Here is a 4,178-nt window from a genome sequence, read left to right as displayed (position 1 = left end):
TGCAAGCGGTTGGCCTGGTCAATGACCATCTGGTGAGTTGCTTCCGCTACCCACTTGAGAAGCGGTGAACAGTGGACAATGGCCGTAAGCAGTAAACAGTCTAGCAGTAAGCAGTGTTTGGCCGCTTACTGAACACTGCTTACTGTTTACTGCTTACTTTGCCACTGCCCCTCACCTGCCCCCGAATTGACACTATTCTGATCCCGTTTACGGTTGTTATTGCGTAATAATCCTATACAATCGTGTATTCTAACCTAGACGATTGGCCATAAGGGAGTCGCGCGCGAAGTACCCAGCTGAGCGCCCCTGGCCTTAGCGTGCTGTGACCAGACTGTTGCCTACACACTCGCGATCGTGGTTCCGGCATAGCCCACCCGTTGGAGGAGGTAGCCACTGGCTCCAATCAAAGACCCCACAACCTGATACAGCGTATCCTATCGCTGTCGCCCGACAGCCCCTCATGTATGGTTGCCGACTTTAGAACCCAGGAGTTTATGAGATGCGCAAGGTTACATTGCTGTTCGTTCTGCTGCTGCTGACGGCCCTGTCCGTCACCTCGCTCGTTTCGGCCCAGAGCCGTCCCGAGCCTCAACTGCCCGCCCAACTGGCCGGCCAGAAGCTCGACCAGCCGGTCGAGGCGACGGGCTTCGACGCCAGCGTGCTCGACGCCAGCCTGCTGGGCGGCGTTGGCCCCCAGGCGGTCATCGTTCGCCTGGCCGCGCCGGCCGTGGCCGAGCAAGGGCTGAGCGCCGCCCCGGCGCAACAGGCCACCCAGTCCATCGCCGCCGCGCAGTCCGGCCTCGTCGGCCGCGCCCGCGCGCTGGACGCCAACGTCAAGGTGTTGGGCCAGACCCAACTGGTGCTCAACGCCATCTTCCTCGAGATCGACGCCGCCGCGCTGCCCGCGCTGGCCGCCGATCCGGCCGTGGCGGCCATCCGCCCCATCGGCAACTACGAGCTTGACCTGAGCGAGACCGTGCCCTACATCGGCGGCACGGCCGTCCAGAACATGGGCTACGACGGCACGGGCATCCGCGTGGCCGTCCTCGACAGCGGCATCGACTATACCCACATCGCCTTCGGCGGTTCGGGCGTCGTGGCCGACCATACCAATAACAACCCGACCATCATCGAGCCGGGAACCTTCCCGACGGCCAAGGTCGTTGGCGGCACTGACTTCGTCGGCGAGACCTGGACCGGATCCGCGCCCAATACGACGCTGGTTCCCGACCCCGACCCGCTGGACAAGGGCACGGGCGCGGGCCATGGCTCGCACGTGGCCGACATCATCGGCGGCGCGCAGGGTGTGGCCCCCGGCGTCGATCTCTACGCCGTTAAGGTCTGCTCCTCCATCTCCACGTCCTGCTCTGGCGTGGCCATGATCCAGGGCATGGAGTTCGCCGTTGACCCGAACGGCGACAACGACCCGTCCGACGCCGTGGACATCGTCAACATGTCCATTGGTTCGCCCTACGGCCAGGCGTTCGACGATGATATGTCTCACGCGGTCAACAATGCCACCGCCCTGGGCGTTCTGTCCGTGACCTCGGCCGGCAACAGCGGCGACAAGCCCTACGCCACCGGCACGCCCGGCGCGGCCGATACGGCCCTGTCCGTGGCCCAGACGAGCGTGCCCAGCGCCTCGCTGCCGCAGCTGGAAGTCACCGCCCCGGCCAACATCGCCGGCTTCTACCCGGCCGTCTTCCAACCCTGGTCGGCCCCCGTCACCGGCCCGATCACCGGCCCGCTCCAGTATGGCAACGGCGCGGGCGGCAACCTGGACGGCTGCACGCCCTTCCCCGCCGGCTCAGTGACGGGCAAGATCGTGCTCGTTGACCGCGGCACGTGCGGCTTCAGCACCAAGATCTACAACATCAACCAGGGCGGCGCGCTGGCCGGCATCATCGGCCTCGTCGCCCCGGGAGACCCGTTCGAGGGCGGCTTTACGGCTGGCACCGGCCCCATCACCATCCCCGGCTTTATGATCAGCCAGGCCACCTCCAACCTGCTTAAGGCCAATATCAGCGCGCCAGTCATGGTCAGCATTGACCCGGCCGACTTCATCCCGCTCATCGGCACCGTCGTCGGCAGCTCCTCGCGCGGCCCGCGCGCCTCGATCGACAACCGGCTGAAGCCGGAGATCGGCGCGCCCGGCGCGTCCGTCTCGGCCATCTACGGCACGGGCACGGGCACGGGGCCGTTCGGCGGCACGTCCGGGGCGGCCCCGATGGTCGCTGGCTCGGCGGCGCTGCTGCTCGACTTCGACGGCGCGCTGTCCCCGCTGGAGGTCAAGGCCCGGCTGATGAACACGGCCGAGACCAATATCCTGAATAGCGGCGCCGGCCCGCTGGCCCCCATCAGCCGCATTGGCGGCGGTGAGGTGCGGGTTGATCGCGCCGTGGAAGCCTCCGCGGCGGCCTGGTCGGCGGATTACCCCACGGGCGCGCTCAGCTTCGGCTTCGTCGACGTCGGCACGAACGTCAAAGTCCTGAAGCAGAAGGTGACGGTCCACAACTACTCGGATCACACCATCGTCTACACCATTAAGCCCACCTTCCGCTTCGCCAATGACGAGGCGTCCGACGCGGTCAAGATCAAGGCCCCGCAGCGGGTGACGGTACGGCCCGGCAGGGATGCCACCTTCCAGGTCACGCTCTCCATCTGGGGCAAGCGGCTGCCGCCCAACGCCATGAGCTCCGGCGTCGAGGGCGCTAACCCGGCGACGCTGACGCTCAACGAGTACGACGGCTACATCGAGCTGACCAGCCCGACGGCCGACCCGATCCATCTGGCGTGGCACGTGCTGCCGCGGCAGGCGGCCAACGTCACCGGCAAGACCAAGCTGAACTTCCGCAACGGCGTCGCCAACGTGCCGCTGAACAACATCGGCATGGGCGTGGCCCAGAACGCAACCTTCGCGCTGCTGGCGACCAGCCCCAACCTGCCGGAAGGCCCGGCCGGCGGCCAGGCGCCCCGGCCGGACGTCCGCGCCTTTGGCGTGAACACCTTCCCCGTGCCGGCCGGCTTCTGCAGCGCCAATGAGTCGTTCGTCTGGGAGTTCGCTATCAACACCTGGGAGCGGCAGGCCCACCTGCTGCCCGTCAGCCACATCGTCTGGGTGGACGTTGATCAGAACGGCGTGGACGACTACGCCATCCTGAACCGCGACTTCAGCAGTCTCAACACCATCACCGACGGCCGCCAGCTGACGTGGGTGCTCAAGCTGTCGACCGGCACGGCCAATGCCTTCTTCTACGCCGAACACGCCACCAACACGGCCAACACCGTGCTGCGCGTGTGCGCCGAGCAGTTGGGCATGACCGCCGCCGACTATGGCGTCAACCAGGTTGCGGCGCAGCTGGAGGCCCAGGACTTCTACTTCGGCGGTCCGAGCGACCTGCTGCCCTACCTGAACATCACGCCGGGCGGCGAGCAGTTCATCGGCCTGGTTAACGACCTCCCGGCCCGCAGCAACGGCACGATGCAGGTGATTAACCTGGGCGTCGTGAACCCCGGCGACGCGCCGCAGTTGGGCGTCATGCTCCAGACCAACAGCGACCGCGGCGCGGGCGCGCGCGGCGGCGCGACCCAGGCGACGGAGATGCTGCTGTTCACGAAGTAACGGTATCGGTCTAGGGTGCGACGCACGTTCTGACGTGCGCTGCACCTAACTAACACGAAAAGGGCGGAGGCTCTGAAGAGCGCTCCGCCCTTTTCGTTGGTAGTCAGGCGATTCATCGCCGTTCCGCCTGAGGAGGAAGAACGGCCATGAATGGCCTGACTACGAACCGGCGTCAGCTCACCAACGCCACCCATCCCAGGAACGCCGCCCAACAGACCAGTCCCAGCGCCACGCCGGCGGCGATCTTGCCCCACCGGCCGATCGGCCGCGGCGGGTCGCGCCAGAGCGTTCGCTCATCCAGGAACAGCAGCGGCAGGGCCAGGATGAGACCATAGACGGTCAGGTAGTAGCCGGCCAGCAGCGGCGCGACGGGCAACAGCGCCGGGTTGGCGGCGACGGCCGGCGCGCCGACGGTCAGCGTCTCGTACAGGCTGGACAGCGCCCCGGCCCAGAACACATTCTCCAGCGAATAGCCGTAGCGCCGCGCCAGCCACCAGCCGCCGAGGGCAAAGGGCACGTAATAGCCTTGCGCCCAGAGAAAGGAGGTGGCCGTGTC

The 4,178-nt window shown here is 66.6% G+C and carries 2 protein-coding genes; one reads left to right on the top strand and one right to left on the bottom strand.

The genetic code is table 11. The annotated features are described in order from the left end of the window. Positions 1–499 precede the first annotated feature (499 nt). Positions 500–3,622 carry a S8 family serine peptidase gene (locus ACE3UY_RS15395; RefSeq protein ID WP_374688383.1) on the top strand — a complete coding sequence of 1,041 codons (3,123 nt, stop codon included), beginning with the start codon at positions 500–502 and terminating at the stop codon, positions 3,620–3,622. A 172-nt stretch (positions 3,623–3,794) separates the two neighbouring features. On the opposite strand, the gene ACE3UY_RS15390 is transcribed toward ACE3UY_RS15395, so the two are convergent. Next, the coding region (locus ACE3UY_RS15390) for a hypothetical protein (RefSeq protein WP_374688382.1) at positions 3,795–4,178 on the bottom strand (384 nt) is incomplete at its 5' end.

Origin of the sequence: Promineifilum sp. (SeqCode) (assembly GCF_041918635.1) — a bacterium.
Lineage (GTDB): Bacteria > Chloroflexota > Anaerolineae > Promineifilales > Promineifilaceae > Promineifilum.
Note: the sequence above shows the minus strand (reverse complement) of the source record. Positions and strands in the feature narration are given on the sequence as shown.